Here is a 23,561-nt window from a genome sequence, read left to right as displayed (position 1 = left end):
ACCCTGCGAGGGGTAGGACAAGCCGGGAGTGGTTGGTGCCCGTCCGGATGTCCAGGATCGGTCTCATTCGGCCACCAATTCGGCCGCGTATCCCGGACCCCAGGACGGACCGCATGGATCAGAACATCAACCAGAGCATGGATCAGAACATGGATCAGGACCCCGACCAGATCACCCTGGGCGACGTCACCGTCACCCGCGTCAAGGAGTTCTACGGCTCGGCCGGGCTGGCGCCGGGCCAGTTCTTCCCGGGCAGCCCCGACGGTTCGTGGGACGAGCACCGCGACTGGCTGGTGCCCGATTTCTGGGACCCGGAGACGGACGAGTGCCGTACGGCGATCCAGTCCTGGCTGCTGCGCAGTGAGGGGCGCATGATCCTCGTGGACACCGGCGTGGGCAACCACAAGGACCGTCCTTACGCGCCGGTGTGGAGCCGCCTGGACACGGGCTACCTCGACAATCTCGCCGCTGCCGGGGTGCGGCCCGAGGACGTCGACGTCGTGGTCAACACCCATCTGCACATCGATCACGTGGGCTGGAACACCCGCCTGGACGGCCGGGACTGGGTGCCGACCTTCCCGAACGCCACGTATCTGATGCCCCGGCGGGACTTCGAGTTCTGGGACCCGGCCAACGAACACAGGAGCGTGTTGGGCCGGGGGAACCAGAACGTGTTCGAGGACAGCGTCGCGCCGGTCCACGCGGCGGGGCTGACACACCTGTGGGAGGGGACGTACCGGATCGACGGGAATCTGCGTCTCGAACTCGCTCCCGGGCACACTCCCGGCTCGTCCGTGCTCACCCTGGAGTCCGGCGGCGACCAGGCCCTGTTCGTCGGGGATCTGGTGCACACCGCGTTGCAGATCGCGGAGCCGGAGACCAATTCCTGTTTCTGCGAGGACCCCGCGGAGTCCCGCGCGACCCGGCGCAGGCTGCTCGGCCGCGCCGCCGAGAACAACGCGCTCGTCCTCCCTGCGCACTTCGGCGGCAGGGGGGCGATGGAGGTCGCGCGCAGCGGGTCGAAGTTCGCGATCAAGGAGTGGGCGGGTTTCTCCCGGATCTCCTGACGTCCTGATCTCCTGACGTCCCGTCCGGAGATCCCTCAAGCGATGTCCCCTTCGTTCCCTTCCAGAGAGGAAGTCATCCTGTGCCCCGACAGGCAGATCCGGTCGTCGAAACCCCGGCGGGCGCCGTGCGCGGCGTCCGTGACGAGTCCGGCGAGCGCTTCCGCGCTCTCCCGTACGCGGCGACGCCGGTCGGTGCCGGCCGGTTCGCCGCGCCCGCGCCGCACCCGGGCTGGTCGGGTGTCCGTGACGGCAGCAGGCCCTCGCCGACCGCTCCCCAGCCGGCCCGGGACTTCGGCCGGCTCGACATGAGCCCCTACTTCGGGCCGGGCTGGGTGCCCGGCGAGGAGTACCTGACCGTCGACGTCCACACGCCGGCCGCCGACGGGGGCAGGCACCCCGTCATGGTCTTCGTGCACGGCGGCGGGTTCGTCACCGGTTCGAACCGCGCGGCGCTCTACGGCGGCGGCGCGTTCGCCCGCGACGGCGTCGTCCTGGTGACGGTGAACTACCGCCTCGGCGTGCCGGGGTTCCTGGAGCTGGCGGGTGCTCCGGCCAACCGCGGGCTGCTCGACGTGCTCGCCGCGCTCAGGTGGGTGCGGGGCTCGGTGGCGGCCTTCGGTGGCGACCCGGGGAACGTCACGGTCTTCGGCCAGTCCGCGGGCGCCACGCTCGTCGGCGCGCTGCTCGCGACTCCGGCGGCCGCCGGTCTGTTCCGGCGGGCGATCGTCCAGAGCGGCAACGGCTGCGGCGCGTTCACGCCGGAGCAGGCGCAGCGGGTCACCGCCGCGGTGGCGGCCGCGCTGGGCGTCGAGCCGACCGTGGAGGCGTTCGCCCTGGTCCCGGACGAGCGTTTCGTGGCGGTCCTGCCCGCGCTGTCCGGCCTGGATCTGCGGACCGGCACCGCTTCGGACCCGCTGGCCGGGCTCAGCCCGTTCAGCCTGGTCCTGCCGGCGCAGCCCGCCGACGCCCTCGCCGACGGCCCGGCCGCCGACGTCGATCTGCTCATCGGCACCACCACCGAGGAGGGGCACCTCTACGTCGTCCCGCAGGGCGGTCTGGAGTCCACCACGGACGCCGACGTGCTCGCCGTCGCCGCCCGGGTGCACCCGGATCCGGAGGCCGCCCTCGCCGCGCACCGCGCGGCCCGGCCGGGTGCGACACCGGGCGAGCTGCGCTCCGCCGTGCTCGGGCAGGCCCTGTTCGAGGCCGGTACGGCGCGTCTGGCGCAGGCCCACGCGCGGATCTCGGGCGGCCGTACACACCGCTACTCGTTCGGGTACCGCTCGACGGCCCTGGGCGGGCGGCTCGGCGCCGCCCACACCGTCGAACTGCCCTTCGTGTTCGACGTCGCCGACGAACCGTGGCTGCACGGGGACACCGGGCTACTCGGGCCCGACCCCGCCCCGGCGGGACTCGCAGCCCTGGTCCACGGTGCCTGGGTCGCGTTCGCCGGCACCGGGGACCCGGGCTGGGCCACCTACGACCTGCGGCGACCCGTGGTGGAGGCCTTCGGCGGCTGAGCGCCGCCAGTGACCACCAGGGGCTGCCGGCGGCCGCCCGAGACATGGTTCTCCCGAGGCCGGACGGGGACGCGGACCTGGCTACTTCGGGTCCACGGTCCGCCGTTCGGGCCTCGCCTCACCCAACGCCGAAGAGGTCACTCGGCCCTCAGCGGTTTGACGATCGTGTGGGTGATGATCTGTCCCTGGATGGTCTTGTTCCCTAGAGTCTGCTGACCGACCTGCTTGGCGGCGGGCTTCGCGACGGGCTTGGCGACGGGCTTGGCGACGACAGGCTGGGCGGGGGTCTCGCCGGTGGTGGTCTCGTCGGGCTGGTCGTCAGACATGGGCGGTCTCCTTCTGGTGTGCTCCGATCAGGCGTAGTCGATCTTGCCTTCCGCAGTCCTGGAACAACCAGTCGATTACGAGCCATGGTCATCAGCAGCCGTAGCCGACCAGGCACACCAGCCCGGTGACCTCCAACTACAGGATGCGAAAGGATCATTGGCGCTCCCCGAAGCGTCCGTCCACCCGATCGCCGGGTCTCGGGTGGACGCGGGCCCGGTCAGGCGACCAGGCGCAGCCAGGCTGCCGCGAGTGCGGCGTGGCCGGCGGGCGTCGGGTGGACGCCGTCCGCGGACCAGTGTTCCGGGCCGGCCGTGGCGGCGAGTTCGGCGAACGTGCCGTCGGCGGCGAGCAGGTGCGCGCCGTAGGTGCGGGCGAGCTTGCGCACGGCCTGGATCTTGGGGTCCAGGTCGGTGCGCCATTGCTGCCGCTGATGCTCTCCGATGAGGGCGGCGCCGGCCTCGATGACGCCGTGGATCGGCAGGAGGAACGGCTCGATGAGGATCAGCTGCGTGCCCGTCTCGGCGAGGGGCGCGAGCAGGCGGTCGTAGCCCGCTTCGAACTCCTCCGCGGGGATCACACGCCCCTCCGGGTCCAGCGTGTGCCAGCCCATGTCGTTGACTCCGACGAGGATCGACACCACGTCCGGGCGGGCGTCGAGCACGTCGGTCTGCCAGCGGGCTTCGAGGTTCATCACCTTGTCGCCCGCGTTCCCGGTGTTCAGCCAGGTCACGAGCCGGTCCGGGTGCCGGAAGCCCCACTCGCCCGCGATGCGCAGCGGGTAGCCGTACCCGAGGCCGTCTTCGCTCTGCTGCCGTTGGCAGTCGGTGATCGAGTCGCCGGTGAACATCACGGTGCTTCCCGGTCGGATGGTGATCGTCATGTGCGCTCCTTGGACGTGAATATGGACGTGGGCATGGACGTGGACGTGGACCTGAATTCGGGCGAGGAGAGGCAAGGCCGGACCTCTCGAAGGTGCCGGACCTCGCCGTCATCGGGCTGACAAGCGCCGCCATGTCACCGCCATGCCCCCGTCATCGCGCTGACGGCCCCCGAGGCCGGTGGGCCGCCATCGCCCGGGCCGGTGGCTTTTCTGCTTCAGTCGAAGATTCAGAGGATTCGGCAGCCCCGCGGATCCGACAGCAGAAGCCGCGAGACCGAGGTGCGGATGACGTCCAGCCCAGTTCCCAGTCCGTCCGCCAGCCCCTCCCCCAACCCGCCGGAGCGCGCGTCGGGCTGCTCGGCCGGCCGTCCGCTCGTGCCCGGTGCGGTCGCGTTGTCCGGGGTCAGCAAGGCATTCGGCGTGGTCAGCGCCGTGGACGGGATCGATCTGGAGGTCAGGCCGGGCGAGTTCTTCTCGATGCTCGGGCCGTCCGGGTCGGGCAAGACCACGGTGCTGCGCATGATCGCGGGCTTCGAGGCGCCGAGCGCCGGCCGGGTGCTGCTGGGCGGGGTCGACGTCACCGGCTTGCCCGCGTTCGACCGCGACGTCAACACGGTGTTCCAGGATTACGCCCTCTTTCCGCATCTGTCGGTGTGGCAGAACGTCGAGTACGGGCTGAAGGTCAAGCGGGTGCCGCGGGCGGAGCGGGCCGCACGGGTGGCCGAGGCGCTGGCGAGCGTGCAGTTGCCCTCCTTCGGTGATCGGCGCCCGGCCGAACTGTCCGGCGGGCAGCGCCAGCGGGTCGCGCTGGCCCGCGCGCTGGTCAACCGCCCGTCCGTGCTGCTGCTCGACGAGCCGCTCGGCGCCCTCGACCTGAAGCTCCGGCTGGAGATGCAGCTCGAACTCCAGCAGATCCAGCGCGAGGCCGGGATCACCTTCGTCCTCGTGACCCACGACCAGGACGAGGCGCTCACGATGAGCGACCGGATCGCGGTCCTCAACGCCGGCCGGATCGAGCAGGTCGGTACTCCCGCCGAGGTGTACGAGCGGCCGGCCACCGCGTTCGTGGCGAGCTTCGTCGGCACCTCGAACCTGCTCCGGGGCGCCTGCGCCGAGCAGGTCTTCGGCCGGCCCGGGACGTACTCGGTGCGTCCCGAGAAGATCCGCATCGCCCGTCCGGATGACCCGACGGGGCCCGACGAGTACGGCGTCACCGGGACGATCGGCGAGGTCGTCTACGCCGGCGCGCAGACCCGCTTTCTGGTCGACCTGGCGGCGGGCGGGCGGCTGGTGGCCGTCCGGCAGAACCTCGACGGCTCCGGTCTCGACGGCTCCGGTCTCGACGACTCTGGTGCCGACGCCTCCCGCCGCCGGGGGGCGAGCGTCCTCCTGGCCTGGCGGCGACACCACACCGTCCGTATCGACAACTCCTGACCCTCAACCCTTGACGAAAGCGATCGAGTTCATGAGCACCACGCGCCCCCGACGCCGCCGAACCCTACGCCGCCGCCCCCCGCACCGCCGCCCCCTGAGCGCCCTGGCGGCCGCGGCCGCCCTGCTGCTTCCCGTGGCGTGCGCGTCGAACTCCGATGGCGGCGGCACGGGCACCGGGTTCACCGCACCGGACATCCCCGCGCAGAAGTCCCTCGGCCCGGGCGAGGGCACTGTCAACATCGTCGCCTGGGCCGGCTACGTCGAGTACGGGCAGGACAACAAGGCCGTCGACTGGGTCACCCCGTTCATCCGGCAGACCGGCTGCAAGGTGAACCTCAAGGTGGCGGGCACCTCGGACGAGATGGTCGCGCTGATGAAGACCGGCCAGTACGACACCGTCTCGGCTTCCGGTGACGCGACGCTGCGCCTGATCGCGGGCGGCGACGTCGCGCCGGTCAACACCGCGCTCGTCCCCAACTACGCCGATGTCTACCCCGGGTTGAAGAACCGCCCGTGGAACTCGGTCAAGGACGTGCCGTACGGGATCCCGCACGGGCGCGGCGCCAACCTGCTGATGTACAACACCGACAAGGTGACCCCCGCGCCGACCTCCTGGGGCGCGGTCTTCACCCCGGACTCGCCCTACGCCGGGCACCTCACCGCGTACGACAGTCCGATCTACATCGCGGATGCCGCGCTGTACCTGATGAGGACCAGGCCCGAGCTCGGCATCAGGAACCCCTACGCCCTGACCTCCTCCCAACTGGACGCCGCGGTGGCGCTGCTCAAGGTCCAGAAGAAGCAGGTCGGCTCCTACTGGAGCGACTACACCAAGGAGCAGGCGGCGTTCGACTCCGGCGACGCCCTGATCGGCACCACCTGGGAGGTGATCCAGCAGGCGGTCGCCGCCGACGGCAGGGTGCGGACGCAGGCGGTCCTGCCCGTCGAGGGTTCCACCGGCTGGTCCGACACCTGGATGGTCTCGGCGCACGCCCAGCACCCCAACTGCGCCTACGCGTGGATGGATTACATCGTCTCGCCGTCGGCCAACGCGCAGGTCGCCGAGTACTTCGGCGAGGCCCCGGCCAACTCCAAGGCCTGCGCGCAGATCACCGACAACCCGGGCTTCTGCGCCGACTACCACGCCACCGACGAGAACTGGTGGAAGGACGTCTACTACTGGACCACGCCCACCGCGCAGTGCGCCGACGGCAGCGGCCGCGACGACTGCACCGCGTACGCCCAGTGGGTCACCGCCTGGAACGGGATCAAGAGCTCTTGAGCGCCCCCGCCACGGCACGCACCCCGGCGCACACCCCCGCGCGCACCCCGACACGCACCCCGATGCGCCGGCTGGCCGGGCTGCTGGACCGGCGCCCCGGTCTGCGGCTCGCGGCGCTGCTGGCGGCGCCGATGACCTGGCTGGTGCTGGCATACCTCGGCTCGCTGGCGATCCTCCTGCTGTCCGCGTTCTGGACCACCAACGCGTTCACCTCCGCCGTCGAGCAGCGCTGGACCCTCGACAACTTCCGGTCGCTGCTGACCGATCCGCAGTACCGGACGGTCGCCGTGCGCACGCTGGGCATCGCGGTGTCGGTGACGGTGATCGACGCGGTGGTCGCCCTCCCGATGGCCTTCTTCATCGCCCGCGTCGCTCGGCCCGGGAGCCGGCGCCTGCTGCTGGTGGCAGTGCTGACGCCGCTGTGGGCCGGCTACCTGGTCAAGGCCTACGCCTGGTGGGTGATGCTCAGCCACGGCGGTGTCCTGGACTGGGTCGCCGCCCCCTTCGGCGGGCACTCCCCCGGTTTCGGCGTGCCGGCGGTGGTCATGGTGCTCGCGTACCTGTGGCTGCCCTACATGGTGCTGCCGCTGTGCACCGCGTTCGGGCAGCTGCCCGACAGCCTGCTCGCCGCGGCGGCGGACCTCGGCGCCGGCCCCTGGCGGACCCTGCGCACGGTGGTGCTGCCGCTGGCCAGGCCGGCGCTCATCGCCGGGTCGGTCTTCACCTTCTCGCTGAGCCTGGGCGACTACCTGACGGTGCAGATCGTCGGCGGCACCACGTCCATGCTCGGCAACGTCATCGCGTCCAACGTGACGCTGAACCTGCCCCTGGCGGCCGCGCTGTCCTGCGTCCCGGTGCTGCTGATCGTGGGCTACCTGCTCGCCGTGCGCCGCACCGGCGCGCTGGACAGTCTGTGAGGCCGACGCCCTGATGCAACTCTCCCGCGGTGCCCGGATCCTGCTCCGGACGGCGACGGCCCTGGGGTTCGCCGTCATCTACGCCCCGCTGCTGCTGGTCCTGGTGAACTCCTTCAACGCCTCGCGCTCCTTCGCCTGGCCGCCGTCCGGCTTCAGCACCCGCTGGTGGACGGCCGCCTGGCAGGAGACCGGGCTGCGCGAGGCGCTGGCCACGTCGCTGAAGGCCGGGCTCGGAGCCACCGGGGTGGCGCTGGTCCTGGGCACCATGGCGGCCTTCGCCGCGACCCGGTACCGGTTCTTCGGCCGGCAGTCGGTCTCCTTCCTGCTGATCCTGCCGATCGCCCTGCCCGGCATCGTCACCGGCATCGCGCTCAACGCAGCGTTCCGCACCGTGCTGACCCCGCTCGGGGTGGGCTTCGGCCTGTTCACCGTGGTCGTCGGGCACGCCACCTTCTGCATCGTGGTGGTGTTCAACAACGTGTCGGCGCGGCTGCGGCGCATCGCGTCGTCGGCCGAGGAGGCGTCGGCGGACCTCGGGGCGGACACCTTCCAGACCTTCTGGTACGTCACGCTGCCGGCCGTGCGCGGCGCGCTGCTCGCCGGGGCGCTGCTGGCCTTCGCGCTCTCCTTCGACGAGATCGTGGTGACCACCTTCACCGCGGGCCCCGGCACCCGGACGCTGCCGCTGTGGATCTTCGAGAACCTGGCCCGGCCCAACCAGGGCCCGGTGGTGGATGTCGTGGCCTCGGTGCTGATCGTCCTGGCCGTCCTGCCGGTCTACCTGGCGCAGCGCCTGTCCGGCGAGCCGCTGGAGGGACACGGCCCCTGAGCGGCCCCGGCCGCAGGCGCTCGCGGGGGTCGCCGCCGGGCGCCGGGACCGCGCCGTATTCCACCGGCGCGGCCCCGCGCGGGACGAGCACGCTAAGGCAGCTGCACCGGGGTGAAGGTGCCCGCCGGGGTGTCGGCGAGGGCTCCGTTCATGGCGTCGCGCCAGATCGGGCCGGCCAGGGTGCCGCCGAAGGCCTGGCCCACGACGGTGCCGCCGATGCGCTGGCCGTCCAGGGGCTTGGGGTTGTCGGTGTCGCTGACGACGGTGGCGCCGGCCATCTCGGGGGTGTAGCCGACGAACCAGACCTGGCGGCTCGCGTCGGTGGTGCCGGTCTTGCCGGCGCTGTCGCGGCTGCTGAGGCCGGCGGTCTGGCCGGTGCCGTCCTCGACGACGCCCTTGAGCATCGCGGTGACGGTGTCGGCGGTGGTGGTCGACATCACGGCGGAGCAGTTCGCCTGCGGCACCGCGAGCTGCTTGCCGTCGGGGCCGGTCACCGAGGCGATGGCGGTCGGCGCGCAGTAGGTGCCGTGGGCGGCGAAGGCCGCGTAGACGCCGGCCATCTCCAGCGGGGTCAGGTCGTTGCTGCCGAGCGTCATCGACGGGACGACCTGGAGCTTCTCGCCGCCCGCCTGCTGGGTGATGCCGAGCTTGTTGGTCATCTGGGCGACGTTGCAGAGCCCGGCGTCGCCCTCCAGCTTGGCGAAGTAGGTGTTGACGGACTGCGCCATGGCCGTCTTCATGTCGAACTGGCCGGTGAGGCTCTGGCTGTCGTTGTGCACCTGCCCGGCGGAGGGGAACCGGCCGCCGGAGCAGTCCGTCATCGCCGGCCACGGGATGCTGTAGTCGGTGGTGTAGCTCTGGCTCGGCGAGATGCCGTTCTCCAGGGCCGCCGCGGCGACGATCGGTTTGAACGTCGAGCCGGTCGGGAAGCCGAGCCCGCCGCCCATGGCCTTGCCGACGTTGTAGTTGATCTGGGTCTGGTGCTGCTTGCCGTCGACGCCGTACGGGCGGCTCTGGCCCATCGCGAGGATCTTGCCGGTGCCCGGCTCGACGATGCTCATCGCGGTCGCGGCCTGGTCGCCGGCGTTCACGTGGGCGGTGACGGAGGCGTAGAGCGAGGCCTGGGCCTTGGGGTCGAGCGTGGTGTGGATCTGGAGGCCGCCGCGCTTCCACACCGCCTGCCGGTCGGCCGCCGACTTGCCGAAGGCCGGATCGGTGAGCACCGTCTGGCGCACGTAGTCGCAGAAGAAGCCCTCGCCCTGCTTGGCCAGGATGCAGCCCTGCTGCGGCGCCTGGACGTTGAGCCCGAGCGGGGTCGCGATGGCCTGCTGGGCCTGCTCCTTGGTGATGTGCCCGTACTCGGCCATCTTGCGCAGCACGGTGTCGCGCCGGTCCTTCGCGGCGGTCGGGTTGACCGTCGGGTCGTAGCCGGTGGGCGACTGCACCAGGCCGGCGAGCAGCGCGGCCTGCGGCAGGGTGAGGTCCTTGGCGTGCACGCCGAAGTAGCGCCGCGCTGCCGACTCGATGCCGTAGGCCTTCTCTCCGAAGAAGGTGATGTTCAGGTAGTTGGTGAGGATCTGGTCCTTGCTCAGGGTCTCCTCGACCTTGATCGCGTACTTCAGTTCCTGGATCTTGCGGCCGACGGTCTGGCGCTGCGCCTCGGCCACCTTCTGCGGGTCGTCGCCCGCCTCGTCGACGAAGACGTTCTTCACGTACTGCTGGGTCAGGGTGGACGCGCCCTGCGCGGTGCCGCCGGAGGTGGCGTTCTTGTCCAGGGCGCGCAGCACGCCCTTGAGGTCGATCGCGCCGTGCTCGTAGAAGCGGTTGTCCTCGATGTCGACGAGTGCGGTCTTCACCAGCGGGGATATCTGGTCCGCCGGGACGACGGTGCGGTCGCGGTCGTACACGGTGGCGATCGTGCCGCCCTGCGCGTCGAGGATCGTCGAGGCCTGTGAGAGCGCCGGGGTCTTGAAGTCGTCGGGCAGGCTCTGGAAGTCGTCGGCCGCCGACCGGGCGCCGAGCCCGGCGGCCGCCACCGCGGGCAGGGCTATGCCCGCCGCCACGATCCCGGCGATCACGCTCACCCCGATCAGCCGCGTTCCGTGCCCCAGTTTCCGCATCTCCATCGCCTCCCGCTTCTCCGCCATGTCGTGCGCGACGTTACGTGCGCGTCATGAGGAACTCCTTGGGAGGTGGGCCCCACCGTGTCACAGCCCTGTGACAGTCCGCCGCTCGCCTCGGGTTCCAGCGGTTGTCGCGACACCCCGTCCAGCCCGGCTCCGGCGAACTCCGCGAAGTCCGTCATCCGAGGCGGCGGAATTGACACTTCCTGCCGTTGGCGCCGGAGAGGGCAAGGGTGGTCTTTCCGAATCCGGCAGCCCCCGGGGGGAGGCTTCCGCGAAACCCGGGGCGACAAATTCGCCCGTGGCGGGCCCGAGCCTGCTAGACTCGTACGAGTTGCAGTAGTGGTTCCCATGGACTTTGTGTGCGCCTGCTGATGTTTTGCAGGCGCATTTTTGTTTCCCGGCTCTTCCCCGGGTGGGTGCTCATCGCGGCGACTCGGAGCCTGCATGGTGCGGGCTTCGGACAGCCCTTGAAGGAGATTATTTTTATGGCTAATGGCACCGTGAAGTGGTTCAACGCGGAAAAGGGCTTCGGCTTCATCGAGCAGGAGGGTGGCGGCCCGGACGTCTTCGCCCACTACTCGAACATCAACGCCAACGGCTTCCGTGAGCTGCTCGAGGGCCAGAAGGTCGAGTTCGACGTCACGCAGGGCCAGAAGGGCCCGCAGGCCGAGAACATTCGCCCGCTGTAGTTTTTCTGCCATGGCACCCGCCTAGCAGCGAGGGGCCCGCACCGCGTACATGTTGCCCGGTGCGGGCCCCTCGGCATTGCGTCACGGACGCATTCCCGGCCGCTCAGGCCCCCTGGCTCCGCCACCGGCGGCCATCCCCACGCGAGACCCACAGCTCCGCGTCCGGATCGGCGCCCTGCCGTGACAGCTCACGGTTCGAGGTCGTTCGCTCCCGCCCCTCCCGGGTGAGCGCCGACCGTAGGTGACGTGCCGCACGGTTCTACCGTCCACGCTCCGCCCGTCACACTTCCGGCCCGTTCCCTTGCGGTCTCCGTCGGCGCCCCGCGCCACGGGGCCTTCCTCGTGACGCGCCGCCTTGAGGAAGGTCTCCACGTGAACCGCTCCAGTCGCTCCTCGTACCAGAACGCCAACTCCCGCTCCGGCGCAGGCTCCCGATCCGCCGCAGGCTCCCGCTCCGGCGGCAGTTCCTTCTACGGCTCCCGCCCGGCCGGCGGCCGGCGCTCCTCCGACCGGGGCCGCCGCCAGGACTCCTCCCCGCAGGGCGAGTTCGCGATGCCGGTGAGCACCACTCCCGCCCTGCCGGCCGTCGAGTCCTTCGCCGAACTGGACATGCCCGCAGCCCTGTTGAAGACGCTGACCCGCCAGGGCGTCACCTCGCCGTTCCCCATCCAGGCCGCGACGCTGCCCAACTCGCTGGCCGGCCGCGACGTGCTCGGCCGGGGCCGCACCGGCTCCGGCAAGACCATCGCCTTCGGTCTCGCCGTCCTGGCCCGCACCGCGGGGCAGCGGGCCGAACCCCGCCGCCCGTTGGCCCTGGTGCTGGTCCCCACCCGCGAGCTCGCGCAGCAGGTCACCGAGGCGCTCACCCCCTACGCCCACTCCGTGCGGCTGCGGATGGCGACCGTGGTCGGCGGGATGTCGATCGGCCGCCAGGCGCAGGTGCTGAACCGCGGGGCGGAGGTCGTGGTGGCCACCCCCGGCCGGCTCAAGGACCTGATCCAGCGCGGCGACTGCCAGCTGGACGGGGTCGGCGTCACCGTCCTCGACGAGGCCGACCAGATGGCCGACATGGGCTTCCTGCCCCAGGTCACCGAGCTCCTCGAACAGGTCGCCGAAGGCTGCCAGACCATGCTGTTCTCCGCCACCCTGGACCGCAACGTCGACCGCCTCGTGCGGCACTTCCTGAACGACCCGGTCACCCACTCGGTGGACCCGTCCGCAGCAGCGGTCAGCACCATGGAGCACCACGTGCTGCACGTGCAGAACCACGACAAGAACGCCACGATCGCCCACATCGCCTCCCGCGACGGCGGGGTGATCATGTTCACCGACACCCGGGACCGCGCCGACGCGCTGGTCGAGGACCTGCTCGCCAACGGGGTCAAGGCCGCGGCCCTGCACGGCGGCAAGTCCCAGCCCCAGCGCAACCGCACCCTGGAGCAGTTCCGCACCGGCCAGGTCACCGCACTGATCGCCACCAACGTCGCCGCCCGGGGCATCCACGTCGACGGCCTCGACCTGGTCGTCAACCTCGACCCGCCGAGCGACCACAAGGACTACCTCCACCGCGGCGGCCGCACCGCCCGGGCCGGCGAGTCCGGCACCGTCGTCACCCTCGTCCTGCCCAGCCAGCGCCGCCAGATGGCCCGGATGATGACCACCGCCGGCATCACCCCCGTCACCACCAGGGTCCTCGCCGGCGACGAGGACCTGACCCGCATCACCGGCGCCCGCGTCCCCACCGGCGTGCCCGTGGTCATCGCCGACCCCGTCGTCGAGCGTCCGCGCCGCAGCGCGGCCACGAACCGCGGCCGCCGCGGACGCCCCGCCCCCACCGGAGGCGACACCCGCGCGGCCGCCGGGCGCGACAACCAGGGCTCCTCAGGCCGTCGCCGGGCGCCCAGGCGCGTCGCCGTCGCCGCGTAGCACCCCGGAGCGGGCCCGTTTCACCATGCGGACCGGGCCCGCTCAGCCGCTCCCAGGCCTCCCCAGTCCCTCCCAGCCCTCCGCGGCACCCCGGCAGCAGCGACACGAAGGAGCCCGCCCATGACCATCGCCCCCGGACACCCCGCAAGCACCGCCACGGTCGGCGACCTCATGAAACGCCCGGAACTGCAGATCAGCGACGACGTCATGGTCGACACCGCAATGGACATCCTGCAGAGCTCCGGCAGCGACCACCTGCTCGTCCGCGACGACGACGGCCGCTGCGCCGGGCTGCTGACCCGCCTGCACCTCGCGCCGTTCCAGGCCCGGTCCTGGTACACCGAGCGCACCCCGGTACGCGACATCGTCCTCGACCGCGCCCCCTTCGCCACCGCCGACATGCCCGCCACCACGGCGGCCACCACCATGCGCGCCCGCGGCCTGGACGCGTGGCCGGTGGTGGACCACGACGGCCACGCCATCGGCCTGCTCAGCTTCTAGACACGATCCCCTCGACGATCCTCATCAGGCGCTCCCCCGCCTGGTCGACGCTGCCGTTCTGCGCGCAGACCTGCGCCCCTTCGAGCACGAAGGTGATCTCGGCCGCGGTCTGCGCCGGGTCGGGCAGCCGGGCCTCGGCGCACATGGCGACCAGCCTGCGCAGCTGGCGGGCCTTGTACTCCTCGATCACCTGCCGCGCCGGGTCGGAGCGGTCGGGCAGTTCGGCGATGGAGTCGATGAACGGACAGCCCCGGTGCGAGATCGCCGGCAGCCCTTCGGCGATGAAGCGGGCCAGGCCCAGGATCTGCTCCCCGGGCCGGCCGGGGTGCGGCCGGGTTCCTCCGCCAGCCGCTGGAGCGTCACCGGGGCCGGCCACGACCGCCGCCTGGACGTCGCCCTCAACGACCGCGACTTCGCGTCGGAGATGGAGGAGATCCGGGAGAACGGCCTACTTCATCTCCCGCCACCGCTACGAGTAGACGGACGTCGGCAGCGTCACCCGAGGTAGATCCTCTGCCACTCCAAGGACGTCATGGCCAGTGCGGCCTCCGCCAGGGTGCGAGCCGACTCGGTCTTGAGGCTGCCGAGACTGCTGTCAATCCACGGCTGGACGTTCTGGTACCCCTGCTCGCGGTACTCCACGGCCTGAATCAGGCACTCCAGCTTGTCCGCGTCATGGGCGACGGTGACTTCCAAGCTCTCGGCGTTCTCGTACTCCTCCACAATGGCCTGAACCCCGGCAACAACGGCCGGGTGAGCGGCGCTGACCTGGTCGGCGGTCACGCGCTCGTTCGAGACGGCGGTGAGGTAGCGCCGGCTGACGTGCGGGATATCGCTGACCCGGGTCTCCTGAGTGTCGTGGAAGAGACACAGGAGGGCGACCTTGGCCGGGTCGGCACCCTCCATCATCGCGAGCACCGCGCCGACTACGCCCGTGCGGAACGAGTGCTCCGCGACCGACTCAGGGTCTTTGACTCCAGCGATCCACCAGCCCTGGCGCTTCGCCCGCTTGAGCATGCCCGCCTCGAACAGGTAGCTCGCGGTGCCCTTCGCCTGCTTGTCGTCCGTCATAGCTGTCCTTCGCTGTTGGATCGGTAGTTGCTGGACCCACCTACCCGCAGACCGTAGTGCACAGACTCCAACTCTCGACGGGACTGTCGTGAAAGACCGTCACCATCAAGCAGCGTGCGCACTCGTGCGGCCAGGTCGCGGGCTGTACGGGGGTCCGCATCGGCCAGGCCGCGTCGGGTGAGCATGAGTGCCCAGATCGAATGGACGTACAGGTCGGTGTACTCGCCCGCGCGGTCCAGCCGGATGGCGAACTGTCGCAGCAGCGTGGAGGCGTCCCACACCGGACGATCCTGTTCGGCCATGAAGTCATCGCTGATCTGGGGACGTGAGTCGAGCCCGAGCCAGTGAGCCCAGTAGTTCAGGTTCGCGGCTTCGAAGTCGTCGTTGTCGGTGATCGAGCGGGCGATGAAGTCCCGGAGCAGCTCGGGGTCCCCTTGTCGCGCCAGTGCTGCCGCGGCCGACCGCGCTTCGGCCCAGCGGGGTGACCACCCCGAACCGGCCGAGGGAATCCGGCCTCGGCGCTGCATCCCACTGAACCACTCGGCCACATCGCGTGCCCGGTCGTAGGAGGACAGGTACCAGACCTGTCTCCGGAGTAGGGCGGTCTCCTCACCCCCGGCCTCCACCAGGTCGGCGGTGTGCCGGAGGTTGTCGAAGAAGCACGAGCGCACGTCCTGCCCAAGGAGCGGCGCAGTGGAGACCGGCCCGCGTCGTGCGGCAGGGATGCCCAACTCGGCGGCCACCGCGCCGGGCAGAACCCCGCTGATGGCCCAGCCGATCATGTGCGTGGTGTCCCGGGTAAGCACCCACCCGGCCAGCGGATGCCCCAGAACCTCGGCCTTCGTGGGCCGGGACCGCAGTATCTCGCCGAGGACGAAGTCTGCGTCCATCGCGAGGCCGATCAGGTCCACCAGCCCAGTCGGCGCGCCGAGCAGGATCAGCTTCCGGCGCAGCACCACCAGGTTCCCGGCCCTGGTGGAGGAGAGCGGCCGACGGCCGGACTCCCAGCCCTGGACAGTGCTCTTGTCGATGCCCAGGTCCACGGCCAACTCGTCCTGAGTCCTCGGGATCTGCTCCCGGATGACCTTGAACAGGAAGCCGGAAATCACCCCTTCGGGAACCCGAACGAGCGCGGACTGACTGTCAGTCAGTGTTTCGCCGCGCCTCGGTGGTGTCCGAGCAGCCATTTCGGGCCCCCCTTTGCCTCGATCATCCGGGCAACTCGTACTGGCAGTCCGTCGAGCCCTGGATTCACCGACCGTAACTTCATGACTACGGCATCGCGGGGTGACAGCGGAAGCCTAGTGCCAACTCCGTCTCCTGCGAACAGCCGTGATGCCCTGCCGTAGATCCCCGTGCGGCAGCCTCAACCACCCAGCAGGAGGACCAGCATGTCCACCAGCACCATGCCGGCGGCCGACAAGGTCGGCGAGCGCGCCCGCGAGATCCTGGCCGCCATCACCGCGGACCCCGAGTTCTCGGCGTTCGAGGCGGCGACCCTGGAGTACTCCAGTGACTGGCAGTGCTTCACCGGGTTCCCGACCATCAGCCAGTGGAACCTCGACACCGACAAGGTCCCGCTGTTCGCCGAAGGCCTGCGCGCCATCGCGCTCAAGGCGGCGGCCTACGAGCTGACCGGCAGCGAGACCGACGCCGAGCTGGCCTTGCCCGTCCCCGTGGACGAGATGACGCACGCGATGATCGCGCAGCCGCAGTTGCTCGCCCGCATCGCCGAGCGAACCGGCTTCACGCTGATCCACCAGACCGATCAGGAACACACCGACTACACCGGCGGCGAGTACACCCACGCGGCGTACCTGGCCGCGTGGGGCACCGAGCCGCCCACCCGCTACTGGCTCGACAAGGCCGAGGTGGACCGCCGCCTGGCCATCCTCGCCGAGAAGTACGACTCCATCGGCTTCGGTCGCAGCGGGCGAGAGCACGCCATCACCTTCTAGCCCTCGGGTAGCTCCTGGCCGGCACTCGCGTACCGGCCGGGAGGCAGCCCGATGCGGTCTCCGTGCACACAGGCCGGGATTCCCTCCCGGCTGTACCGGAAGCCGTCGTCCGGGTTGAACGGGTAATCCCTGCTGGGGCGTTCGAGCACATCGAACGCCCCAGCAGGGAGCCGGAGGCTGGGGCAGATCCAGCACGCATCGTGATCGTCGTCGTCGTTGATGAACGGCTCGGCGGACATGAACGCAGAGTAGCGATCGAGGCACCGAAGCGCGCAAGCCCCAGGTGTCGCAGGAGTTCCGAGGGCCGACCCACCCCACAGCCGCCCTCGGCGAAGGAGGACAGACCGATGGCGCGACGCACCCCCAAGTGTGAGCACCGACCGAGGTCTGACCGCAGTCCCCAACTGATGCCGGCTAGTTGACGGCATGGGCGGGTCGGCGCGAGTGACCATCCGAGCCGACCCGCCACTCGGTGTCGCACACACACCCACTCAAGCTGGCCGGCCTGCGCCACCAGACCGGCCAGCTGTAGTGCCACGCTGAGCAGAACCGAACCATGGAGGGTCAAGTGCTTGATCACCTCATCACTCACGACGACAACCTGCGGATGGTCCCCACCGACCGGAACGAGCTGACCACCGCGGTCGGCCAACTCCACGAGGAACTGCGGGCCTTGCCCGAGGGGACCGACCCCGCTCGTATTCGGGTCCTGGCCAGATGGATCGGCATCGGCCAGATGTGCCTGGGCCACCACGCGGAAGCCCGTACGTTCCTCCGGCAGTCGCTCGACCTGGCCGCAGCGATCGGGAACACCCGGGCCGTCGTCGCCACCGGGCTCAACCTCGGCGACGCGCACCGCTACGCCGGTGACGTGCAGGCTGCGGACTCGCTCTACCGCAGCGCGCTGAACACCGCGCGAAGCCAGCACCCGGAGCTCCTTGACTTCGCGCTCCAGCACACCGGAAAGCACCTCATGGAACGCGGCGACCTCGCAGGCGCCCAGGCCCATCTGCAAGAAGCGCTGCGCCTGCGGATCGCCAAGGGGGACTCCGGGCTGGTCGAGTCCACGCAAACCGCCCTCGACCGGGTCGAGCTGCTGCTCGGCCAGGCCCCCGCCGCCTTCAACCCCCAGCGGCGGGCCCGCCTCCGCCCTGCGACTGCCCCCGCTTCCGCTGCCGCAGGACGGAAGACGATGCCCTGAGAACACGCGCCGCAGGGAGGCAGAAGGGGCCACGGCAGGGTCGTGGCACCCACCACCTCGGCCTGTTTCTACAGGTCAAGAACAAGACGGCTCAGACGAGCACGACCCGGCGCCCCCGCGTGTGACCGGCGTGGCTGTCGATGTGCGCCGCCGCGGCCTCGGCGAGCGTGTACGACTTCTCGACCGGAATGTGGAGCCTGCCCCGCGCGATGAGGTCGACGGCCTCGGCGAGCGCCTCCGGCATGCTCCCGGCCACGCCGGAGAACCGGACGCCGAGCTGCGGCACCCCGAGATCGGCGATGGAGACCACCTTCTGCGGATCCCCGGTCAGTTCGACGAGTTCGCGGATCACGCCCGAACCGGCCAGGTCGAGCGCCGCGTCGACCTGGCCGAGCTGCCGCACCCGTTCGACCCAGCCCTCGCCGTACGTCGTGGCGACGGCACCCAGGCTGCGCAGGTACTCCTGGTTCGCGGCCCCGGCCGTGCCGATCACCGTGATGCCGCGGTCGCGGGCGATCTGCAGCACCGCCGAGCCGACTCCCCCGGACGCGCCGCTGGCCAGCAGCGTCTGCCCGGGCCGCACGCCGACCTGGCGGATGATGCGCAGCGCGGTCTCCACCACGGAGGGGTAGCCGGCGGCCTCTTCGAACGTCAGCCCTTCGGGCATCCGGGCCCAGGCCGACAGCACGGCGAACTCGGCGTAGGTGCTTGAGCCCTCGCCGAACACGTGGTCGCCGGCCTCGATCCCTTCGACGCCCTCGCCGACCTCGTCGACCACCCCCGAGGCGTCCTGCCCGACGCCGGAGGGCAACTCGATCGGGTGGGCTTGGAGGAACTGGCCTTCGCGGATCCTCCAGTCGACGGGGTTGACGCCCGCTGCCCGTACGGCGATGCGGATCTGGCCGGGGCCCGGGTGGGGCCGCTCGGCGTCGACGAGCTGCAGAACGTCCGGCCCGCCGAACTCGGCGAAGCTCACCTTCTTCATGTTCTTCATGCGGTCGACCGTAGCACTAACGGTTAGCGTTTCGGAACTGTTCCACCTTCGTATCTGCTAGCGTGAGGTCATGACCGTGCCGCCCGGACGCCGCGAACGCAAGAAGGCCGCGACCCGCCAGAAGATCGCCGACACCGCCCTGCGGCTCTTCCTGGAGCGCGGGTACGACGCGGTGGGAATCCGGGACGTGGCCGCCGAAGCCGACGTGGCCGTCACCACGCTCTTCTCCCACTTCGCCTCGAAAGAGGCCCTGGTGTTCGAGCGGGACGACGACTTCGAGCAGCGCCTCACCCAGGCGGCCACCGCCCGGGCGCCGCACGAGCCGCTCATCCCCGCGCTGCGCCGCGAGATCCACGCCCTGGTGCACCATTGCACGGCGGACGCCGCCGCCCCGATCTGGCGCATGATCGAGGAATCCCCCGCCCTGCGGGAGTACGAGGATTCGATGAGGCTGCGCCATGCGGACTCGCTGGCAACGGCCATCGCCACCGACCTCGGCCTGCCGCAGACCACGACCGCCTGCCGGGCGATCGCGAGGTTCACGATCGACGCCTATGCGCTGGCCCGTGAGGCGGCCGATCCGGAGGCCGCGGTGGACGAGATCTTCCGGATGATCGAGGCGGCCTGGGAGGTCACCGGCCCTGCTCGACACGCGTGAAGCGTCGCGGAGCAGCCCCGCAACCGCACTGAAGGTCCCTTCGACAACTCGAAGGGACCTTCGTGTCTGTGACACATCTACTGCGGTTATTTGTGTTCAGGATCCGGGGCTGCAAGGGTGTTGCACCATGAGGATCACGATCACCGTGGAGAATCCGACCCCCGAGGCGCTGGAGAAGCTGCTCGCCTTCGCCACCATGCCGGACGCCGTCGTGACCGCGCTGCCCGACGACCGCTGGACACCGGAGCGGGCCCGCTCCTACTACGACCGCCTGCCGCCCCGGGCGCAGCAGATCCTGCTTCAGGTCGTCGAAGGCGACGGCGAGTGCGCCGCAGAGGAGTTGAAGGCGAACGGCCGCAGCCTGCGGGGATCCACCGGCGCGTTCCGCCGCGTCCTCTCCGAGGGCAAGCGGACCGGCCTCTGGCCGGACGCCTTGCCCGTGCCGCTGGTGTCCCACGTCGTCGGCGGGCAACTCAAGAAGCTCGAAATGCCCGGATCCGGTACCGACCAGTACCCGTACTCGGCCTTCGAGGAGGGATTGCGCGACGCGCCGGCCCGCGATCGCTGATCGCCCGGGAAACCGCTCAGGCACGCATCCCCATCAGTCAGTTGTCGCTGTTGACGTTGGTGAGGGCGGCGCTGTAGCCCGTGGAACAGTACAGGGTGTCGGAGCCGTCGCCGGTGTGCCAGCGACCGTTGATCGTCTGCCGGATGCCCTTGACGCTGTCGCTTTCACAGATCAGGACGAGTTGCCAGTGGTTCTTCGGGGCACTGGTCTGGCAGTTGACGGAGCCCCAGTTCTGGCCCTGGTTGGTGACGCAGTAGGAGATCGCCGAGGCTGACGGCGCGGCGATCAGCCCCGCTCCCATGAGCAGTGCCGCCCCGGTGCCGATGGCTGCGATTCGACGCATGACCTTCTCCTTGTCGTAGATCCGACACAGCATGTGCGGCCAGCATTCCGAAGATGTGAATGCGTGTATACATGAACAGCACAACTGGCCGAAACCGACCCTTCCGCTTCGGTCCCGTGGCTCGACGGCCTGCGGTGCAGGTGAGGGCATGGGGAGGGCGTAGCAGTCTGGTGACATAGCAGGGTCTGTTTCGTCGACTGCTCACACTAACTTCGTTCCTGTACGCAGCCACGTTGCTCCTGGTCCCCGCAGGAGAGGCCACGGGCAACGAGCTGTTCCTCACCCGTACTTCGCTCAGGAGCACCGCATGTCGACCTTAACGAACCGTCGCTCGTCCGCCGTCCGTACGCTGGCCGGCTCCGCCCTGGCGGCCGCTCTGCTGGTGTCCACCGCGACAGCTTGCTCCAGCCCGTCCCCCGCGTCCGGCACCGCTGCGCCGGCCGCCGCGCCCACCGCGCCCACCGCGCAGGGCACCACCCCGCCGGCCGCCGCGCCCAGCGCTCCCACCACTCCCGACGCCGCCGCGCCGGCCAGCACTCCGGCCGCGCCTCCCGCGCCCGGCACCGCTGCTCCGGCCGCCACGCCCACCGCGCACCACACCACCACCACGCCGCCGGCTGCCCCGCCCAAGGGGACGTCCCCGGTCCGCACCCAGAAGCTGGTGGACGGCAGCACGGCCGAGATCCGCGCGACCGGCAACCAGAACTACACCGCGAAGATCGTCAACAACGGTACGGAGTACGGCACGTTGGAGACGCACGACTCCGACGCCGGGGTCGACTTCAACGACATGTTCATCGTGCTCTCGCTGGACGGCACGGCCCACTCCTGGATGGGCGGCGGGCACCAGGGACCGGGCACGTTCAAGCTCGCGGGCGGCTGGACGGCCAAGGTCACGAAGATCGGCGAACTCCACTACCGCGCGCAGATCCTCGGCAACGACGGCGCGGTGAACGGCACGCTGGAGGCGAACCAGCAGGACGCCGGAGCCGTCGCCAACGGCGTGTACATGGTGCTCAGCACCGGCGGCGAGATCAGCGCCAAAATGTGAACATGAACAAGATCGTGCTATGAACGCCCAGGAACCCGTCGGCGGGCCGCCGGCGGAAACCTCCTGGACCGCCCGGCCAGCCGAACGAGTGAAGCCGGCGGCGACTGCTCCCCGCGCGGCCTCGCCGCCCACGCGAGCGTCGGCAGCAGGCTCGAAGCCCGCCTGACGACCGCGCTCGAACAGGCTCTCGCCGCCCGTGCGCTGGGCTCCGCCACCCTGCCGACCGGCCGTTCGCGACCGGCTGGAGGGCGTACCCGACACGGCGGCGCGGTGCTCGAAAACTCCCCGTTCGCCCCGGGCGCGCCCGGAGGTGGCCTGCTTGAACCCCGCGTTCGAACAGCGCCATCATCTGTCCCCTGCCGACCACACGGCCGCCCCAACTCGGCTGCCCTGAGGCTGATTCGGCCCGCCCCGGCGCGCCGGCAGGAGGAGCGTCCCGGCGCCCCCGCTCAGCAGCCCCGTCGGCCCGAGGGAACGAGGAGTCCGCGCAGTGATCGATTTCAAGGTGCTGACCGCACTGGCCGCCCACGAGGACATCGAGCGGATCGGCGTCGGCGTGGTGGTCCGCGACGCCTCCGGCCGGGTCCTGATGATCCGCCGGGCCGCGCACGACGCTCTCCCCGGCCTGTGGGAGTACCCGGGCGGCGGCCGGGAGGACGGCGAGGGGATCGGCGACCGGGAGAGCGGCGAGGGGATCGAGGCGGGCGCGGCCCGGGAACTGGCCGAGCAGACCGGGCTCGCCGGGCTGCCGCTGGAGTACGCGCGGAGCCTGGACCTCACCGACCCGAACGGCCGGCGGGTACGGCAGTTCGTGTTCACCGCCGTCGTGCCGGACGGCACCCCGGTCACACTGTCGGCCGAGCACGACGACCAGCAGTGGGCCCGTCCCGACCAGCTGCCGCAGTCCGGTGACGGAGAGCGCGAGGTGATCAGGTGGCTCACCCGTCGCCTGGCGATCCCGGGCTGGCGGCCGGTCGGCGGCTACCTCACCACCGTCGCGCGGCCCACGGTCTACGGGTGCTTCCTGGTCACCGACCCGGACGGCCGCGTCCTCGGGATGCGCTCGACCATCAACCCGGCCGTGTGGAACCTCCCCGGCGGCAACGTCGAACACGGCGAGACCCCGTTCGGCACGGCGCTGCGCGAGGCCCAGGAGGAACTCGGCCTCGACCTCGCCGCGGAGAACCCCGAGGTGATCGCCCGGCGGCGGCTGGTCGCGGTCGTCCACGAGCAGGCCGGCACGGAGTACCCGGTGCCGGTGTGCGGATACGTCTTCGACGGCGGCGTCCTGACCCGGGAGCAGCAGGCCCGCATCCGGCTCGACCCGGCCGAGCACACCGAGTGGCGCTTCGAGACCGCCCACGACTGGTGCGACCTGATGCCACCGGACCGCTACCAGCGGCTCCTCCAGGCACTGCGCGCCCACCGCTGCGGCACGCCGCTGTACCTGGAACGCCCCTCCCCGGCCGACGAGTTCGAAGGGGTCATGGTCCTCGTCACCGACCGGCACGGCCGGCTGCTGATGCACCACCGCGACGACAAGCCGGGCATCGCCTGGCCGGGCTACTGGACCCCCATCGGCGGCTGGCGCGAGGGCGTCGAGACCCCGCAGGAGAACGCGGCGCGCGAGGTCCGCGAGGAAGCCGGCATCGAGATCACGGGGCTCCGGATCCTGCCCGGCCCGCACCACGAGCTGGTCTCCCCGCTCACCCGCGTCCTGCACGCCGCCTGGGACGGCCCGGAGGAGGACCTCCAGCTCGGCGACGAGGGCCTGGCCGTCCGCATGGTCCCTCTGGCCGAGGTGCTCGACCTCAACGTCCCGCCGTACCTTCAGCACTACCTGCCGCTGCTCGCCGACGGGGCCGACGGGACCGACGGGGCTGGCCAGCCCGCGAGGAGGACCTCGTGAACCAGCCCAGGCGCAGCGAAACCGGCCAGAGTGAAACCGGCCGGTCGGGCCGCCCGGCCCCGTCGCAGCCGTCGGCCTGACGATGGCCGGCCGCCACCGCCGCCCGCCCGAGCCGCAGCTGCCGGCCGACACCGATGCCCGGCTGCGGGCCATCGCCGACCAGCGGCCCGTCGTGGAGGAAGGCATCGTCACCTTTCCTGCCAGCACCGTCCCGTACGCCTACCGCACCGTGCACCGGCCCGACGGCGGCACCGACCAGCACCTCGTCCACCTCGACCTGCCCCGACGACCACCCGGGTGACCGGCTCGG

25 protein-coding genes and 1 pseudogene are annotated in these 23,561 nt (G+C 70.9%); 16 read left to right on the top strand and 10 right to left on the bottom strand.

The genetic code is table 11. The features are described 5' to 3' along the window. Positions 1-149 precede the first annotated feature (149 nt). Both ACFV6I_RS09520 and ACFV6I_RS09515 read left to right on the top strand, forming a co-directional pair. The gene (locus ACFV6I_RS09520) at positions 150-1,067 is read left to right on the top strand and encodes an MBL fold metallo-hydrolase (RefSeq protein WP_380424144.1); all 918 of its coding nucleotides are present in this window, start codon (positions 150-152) and stop codon (positions 1,065-1,067) included. A gap of 80 nt (positions 1,068-1,147) precedes the next feature. Further along, positions 1,148-2,587 carry a carboxylesterase/lipase family protein gene (locus ACFV6I_RS09515; RefSeq protein ID WP_380424126.1) on the top strand — a complete coding sequence of 480 codons (1,440 nt, stop codon included), beginning with the start codon at positions 1,148-1,150 and terminating at the stop codon, positions 2,585-2,587. A 137-nt stretch (positions 2,588-2,724) separates the two neighbouring features. Here the strand turns inward: ACFV6I_RS09515 and ACFV6I_RS09510 are convergent, their stop codons facing one another. The 3 genes from ACFV6I_RS09510 to ACFV6I_RS09500 form a co-directional block, all read right to left on the bottom strand. Next, positions 2,725-2,913 carry a hypothetical protein gene (locus tag ACFV6I_RS09510; RefSeq protein ID WP_380424124.1) on the bottom strand — a complete coding sequence of 63 codons (189 nt, stop codon included), beginning with the start codon at positions 2,911-2,913 and terminating at the stop codon, positions 2,725-2,727. A gap of 218 nt (positions 2,914-3,131) precedes the next feature. Continuing rightward, a complete protein-coding gene (locus ACFV6I_RS09505) occupies positions 3,132-3,794 on the bottom strand; it encodes a GDSL-type esterase/lipase family protein (protein ID WP_380424122.1) in 663 nt (220 codons plus the stop codon). Positions 3,795-4,021: 227 nt separating this feature from the next. Continuing rightward, on the bottom strand, positions 4,022-4,315 hold the full coding sequence (locus ACFV6I_RS09500; protein ID WP_380424148.1) for a hypothetical protein: 294 nt from the start codon (positions 4,313-4,315) through the stop codon (positions 4,022-4,024). Between ACFV6I_RS09500 and ACFV6I_RS09495 the strand changes: the two genes are divergently transcribed. The 4 genes from ACFV6I_RS09495 (at position 4,215) to ACFV6I_RS09480 (ending at position 8,256) form a co-directional block, all read left to right on the top strand. After that, entirely contained in the window at positions 4,215-5,228 is a 1,014-nt protein-coding gene (locus ACFV6I_RS09495) for an ABC transporter ATP-binding protein (RefSeq protein WP_380424142.1), read from the top strand. The two genes, ACFV6I_RS09500 and ACFV6I_RS09495, sit on opposite strands and share 101 nt — an antisense overlap. A 31-nt stretch (positions 5,229-5,259) precedes the next feature. Continuing rightward, on the top strand, positions 5,260-6,510 hold the full coding sequence (locus ACFV6I_RS09490; RefSeq protein WP_380424120.1) for an ABC transporter substrate-binding protein: 1,251 nt from the start codon (positions 5,260-5,262) through the stop codon (positions 6,508-6,510). 62 nt (positions 6,511-6,572) lie between these two features. Next, on the top strand, positions 6,573-7,427 hold the full coding sequence (locus ACFV6I_RS09485) for an ABC transporter permease (protein WP_380424140.1): 855 nt from the start codon (positions 6,573-6,575) through the stop codon (positions 7,425-7,427). 13 nt (positions 7,428-7,440) lie between these two features. Then, positions 7,441-8,256, top strand: coding sequence for an ABC transporter permease (locus tag ACFV6I_RS09480; RefSeq protein WP_380424118.1), 816 nt, complete (start codon positions 7,441-7,443; stop codon positions 8,254-8,256). Between the two features lie 92 nt (positions 8,257-8,348). Here ACFV6I_RS09480 and ACFV6I_RS09475 read toward each other — a convergent pair whose 3' ends face one another. Then, positions 8,349-10,403: a transglycosylase domain-containing protein gene (locus tag ACFV6I_RS09475; protein WP_380424116.1), complete on the bottom strand. Its 2,055-nt coding sequence runs from the start codon at positions 10,401-10,403 to the stop codon at positions 8,349-8,351. 464 nt (positions 10,404-10,867) lie between these two features. Here ACFV6I_RS09475 and ACFV6I_RS09470 point away from each other — a divergent pair, with 464 nt between their 5' ends. The 3 genes from ACFV6I_RS09470 (at position 10,868) to ACFV6I_RS09460 (ending at position 13,498) form a co-directional block, all read left to right on the top strand. Next, a complete protein-coding gene (locus tag ACFV6I_RS09470; RefSeq protein WP_030918248.1) occupies positions 10,868-11,071 on the top strand; it encodes a cold-shock protein in 204 nt (67 codons plus the stop codon). 372 nt (positions 11,072-11,443) lie between these two features. Next, positions 11,444-12,997 (top strand): DEAD/DEAH box helicase, encoded by a 1,554-nt coding sequence (locus ACFV6I_RS09465; RefSeq protein ID WP_380424114.1) that lies wholly within the window; start codon positions 11,444-11,446, stop codon positions 12,995-12,997. A 120-nt stretch (positions 12,998-13,117) separates the two neighbouring features. Continuing rightward, complete coding sequence (locus tag ACFV6I_RS09460; protein WP_380424112.1) at positions 13,118-13,498, top strand: CBS domain-containing protein; 381 nt, start codon at positions 13,118-13,120, stop codon at positions 13,496-13,498. Here ACFV6I_RS09460 and ACFV6I_RS09455 read toward each other — a convergent pair. From ACFV6I_RS09455 to ACFV6I_RS09445, 3 genes and pseudogenes are all read right to left on the bottom strand, one after another. Further along, positions 13,488-13,826 (bottom strand): annotated as a pseudogene (locus ACFV6I_RS09455) (TetR family transcriptional regulator); the annotation flags it as partial. The gene ACFV6I_RS09460 and the pseudogene ACFV6I_RS09455 sit on opposite strands and share 11 nt — an antisense overlap. Before the next feature lie 167 nt (positions 13,827-13,993). Further along, entirely contained in the window at positions 13,994-14,569 is a 576-nt protein-coding gene (locus ACFV6I_RS09450) for an HD family hydrolase (RefSeq protein WP_380343528.1), read from the bottom strand. Further along, positions 14,566-15,756 carry a helix-turn-helix domain-containing protein gene (locus ACFV6I_RS09445; RefSeq protein ID WP_380424110.1) on the bottom strand — a complete coding sequence of 397 codons (1,191 nt, stop codon included), beginning with the start codon at positions 15,754-15,756 and terminating at the stop codon, positions 14,566-14,568. The genes ACFV6I_RS09450 and ACFV6I_RS09445 overlap by 4 nt, the downstream gene beginning before the upstream one ends. Positions 15,757-15,960: 204 nt before the next feature. Here ACFV6I_RS09445 and ACFV6I_RS09440 point away from each other — a divergent pair, with 204 nt between their 5' ends. Further along, positions 15,961-16,527, top strand: a complete 567-nt coding sequence (locus ACFV6I_RS09440; RefSeq protein ID WP_380424108.1) for a hypothetical protein — start codon at positions 15,961-15,963, stop codon at positions 16,525-16,527. Here the strand turns inward: ACFV6I_RS09440 and ACFV6I_RS09435 are convergent. Then, a complete protein-coding gene (locus ACFV6I_RS09435; RefSeq protein WP_380343535.1) occupies positions 16,524-16,766 on the bottom strand; it encodes a hypothetical protein in 243 nt (80 codons plus the stop codon). The genes ACFV6I_RS09440 and ACFV6I_RS09435 overlap by 4 nt on opposite strands. A 329-nt stretch (positions 16,767-17,095) precedes the next feature. Here ACFV6I_RS09435 and ACFV6I_RS09430 point away from each other — a divergent pair, with 329 nt between their 5' ends. Further along, a complete protein-coding gene (locus ACFV6I_RS09430; RefSeq protein ID WP_380424106.1) occupies positions 17,096-17,728 on the top strand; it encodes a tetratricopeptide repeat protein in 633 nt (210 codons plus the stop codon). 91 nt (positions 17,729-17,819) lie between these two features. Here ACFV6I_RS09430 and ACFV6I_RS09425 read toward each other — a convergent pair whose 3' ends face one another. Further along, positions 17,820-18,713 carry an NADP-dependent oxidoreductase gene (locus ACFV6I_RS09425; RefSeq protein WP_380424138.1) on the bottom strand — a complete coding sequence of 298 codons (894 nt, stop codon included), beginning with the start codon at positions 18,711-18,713 and terminating at the stop codon, positions 17,820-17,822. A 79-nt stretch (positions 18,714-18,792) separates the two neighbouring features. Between ACFV6I_RS09425 and ACFV6I_RS09420 the strand changes: the two genes are divergently transcribed. Then, positions 18,793-19,380 carry a TetR/AcrR family transcriptional regulator gene (locus ACFV6I_RS09420; protein ID WP_380343541.1) on the top strand — a complete coding sequence of 196 codons (588 nt, stop codon included), beginning with the start codon at positions 18,793-18,795 and terminating at the stop codon, positions 19,378-19,380. 127 nt (positions 19,381-19,507) lie between these two features. After that, a complete protein-coding gene (locus ACFV6I_RS09415; RefSeq protein WP_063352326.1) occupies positions 19,508-19,948 on the top strand; it encodes a hypothetical protein in 441 nt (146 codons plus the stop codon). Positions 19,949-19,985: 37 nt separating this feature from the next. Here the strand turns inward: ACFV6I_RS09415 and ACFV6I_RS09410 are convergent, their stop codons facing one another. Continuing rightward, the gene (locus ACFV6I_RS09410) at positions 19,986-20,291 is read right to left on the bottom strand and encodes a hypothetical protein (protein ID WP_159398696.1); all 306 of its coding nucleotides are present in this window, start codon (positions 20,289-20,291) and stop codon (positions 19,986-19,988) included. Between the two features lie 307 nt (positions 20,292-20,598). On the opposite strand from ACFV6I_RS09410, the gene ACFV6I_RS09405 reads away from it, so the two are divergent. The 3 genes from ACFV6I_RS09405 (at position 20,599) to ACFV6I_RS09395 (ending at position 23,552) form a co-directional block, all read left to right on the top strand. Next, complete coding sequence (locus tag ACFV6I_RS09405) at positions 20,599-21,342, top strand: hypothetical protein (protein ID WP_380424104.1); 744 nt, start codon at positions 20,599-20,601, stop codon at positions 21,340-21,342. A 490-nt stretch (positions 21,343-21,832) separates the two neighbouring features. Next, positions 21,833-23,251 (top strand): NUDIX domain-containing protein, encoded by a 1,419-nt coding sequence (locus ACFV6I_RS09400; protein ID WP_380424102.1) that lies wholly within the window; start codon positions 21,833-21,835, stop codon positions 23,249-23,251. An 82-nt stretch (positions 23,252-23,333) separates the two neighbouring features. Further along, positions 23,334-23,552 carry a hypothetical protein gene (locus tag ACFV6I_RS09395; protein WP_380424100.1) on the top strand — a complete coding sequence of 73 codons (219 nt, stop codon included), beginning with the start codon at positions 23,334-23,336 and terminating at the stop codon, positions 23,550-23,552. Positions 23,553-23,561: the final 9 nt, after the last annotated feature.

Origin of the sequence: Kitasatospora sp. NPDC059803, from assembly GCF_042732255.1 — a bacterium.
Lineage (GTDB): Bacteria > Actinomycetota > Actinomycetes > Streptomycetales > Streptomycetaceae > Kitasatospora.
Note: the sequence above shows the minus strand (reverse complement) of the source record. Positions and strands in the feature narration are given on the sequence as shown.